Source organism: Aquibium sp. ELW1220, from assembly GCF_030398385.1.
GTDB lineage: Bacteria > Pseudomonadota > Alphaproteobacteria > Rhizobiales > Rhizobiaceae > Aquibium.
Genome location: NZ_JAOAOQ010000118.1, coordinates 1 through 899, shown reverse-complemented (window position 1 = coordinate 899; position 899 = coordinate 1). Strand labels below are relative to the sequence as shown.

1 protein-coding gene and 2 pseudogenes are annotated in these 899 nt (G+C 63.0%); all 3 read left to right on the top strand.

Going from position 1 to position 899, the window contains the following annotated elements; genetic code table 11:
- Positions 1 to 236: pseudogene (locus N1F91_RS30975) on the top strand (hypothetical protein); the annotation flags it as partial.
- A complete protein-coding gene (tnpB, locus tag N1F91_RS30970; protein WP_289997759.1) occupies positions 233 to 586 on the top strand; it encodes an IS66 family insertion sequence element accessory protein TnpB in 354 nt (117 codons plus the stop codon). The pseudogene N1F91_RS30975 and the gene tnpB, both read left to right, overlap by 4 nt.
- Before the next feature lie 86 nt (positions 587 to 672).
- Positions 673 to 899: pseudogene (locus N1F91_RS30965) on the top strand (IS66 family transposase); the annotation flags it as partial.

Genomic DNA, 899 nt, shown 5'->3' with positions numbered 1-899 from the left:
TGGGGTTTGGGAGGGCGAAAGCGGCGGCGGCGACGAAGGCCGCCGTGCAGTTCGTGCCGGTCATGGTCGCCGACGAGGAACGGCAGCTCGATCATGGTGGGGCTCGCAAGAGTGATGCGCCTGCGGCAACCAGTCGGATCGAGCTGGAGATACATGACAGCCGGCTCGTCCTGACGGGCTCTGTCGATCCGACCCTGGCGGCGGCAATCGTTGGCGCCTTGCGCGTGCCGCGATGATTGCGGCAGCTGGCGACGTAAAGGTCATGGTGGCGACGCAGCCGGTCGACTTCCGCCGCGGCATCAATGGCCTTGCGGCACTGGTCGCCTCGGCTCTTGCAGCCGATCCCTATTGCGGTGACGTCTTTGTCTTCCGTCCCAGGCGCGGCGACCGGTTGCGGCTTCTGTTTTGGGATGGCAGCGGCATGGTTCTGGTCTCGAAGTGGCTCGAGTCCGGGCGCTTCACCTGGCCACCGATCCAGGACGGAGCGATCCGGCTGACGCGCGAGGAGTTCGCGCTTCTGGTAGCCGGTCTCGACTGGACGCGGGTGGCGAAGAAGCACGTCAAGAGGCCTGTTCGGGCAGCGTGAAGTGACTNCACGTCAAGAGGCCTGTTCGGGCAGCGTGAAGTGACTGGATTTGCTTGAAGAATCCGAGCGACATGGTATGGTTGATCATGTCGCTTCGCGCTGATTTGCTGCCATCGGATTCCAACGAACTGAAGAGAATGGTTCTGGCTCTTGAAGCCGAGAACGCTGAGCTGCGCGTCTATGCCGACCTTCTGCGGCAAATGATCTTCGGAGCAAAGTCGGAGAAGCTGGCCACGCTCGATCCGGCACAGACCGTGCTCGATCTCGGCGACCTCTCCGAGGTGCCGGCGGCAGCAAATGACGATGTCGCCGA

Excerpts from the sequence above, each read along its gene's own strand:
- tnpB (WP_289997759.1), top strand. The coding sequence starts at position 233 with ATGATTGCGGCAGCTGGCGACGTAAAGGTCATGGTGGCGACGCAGCCG.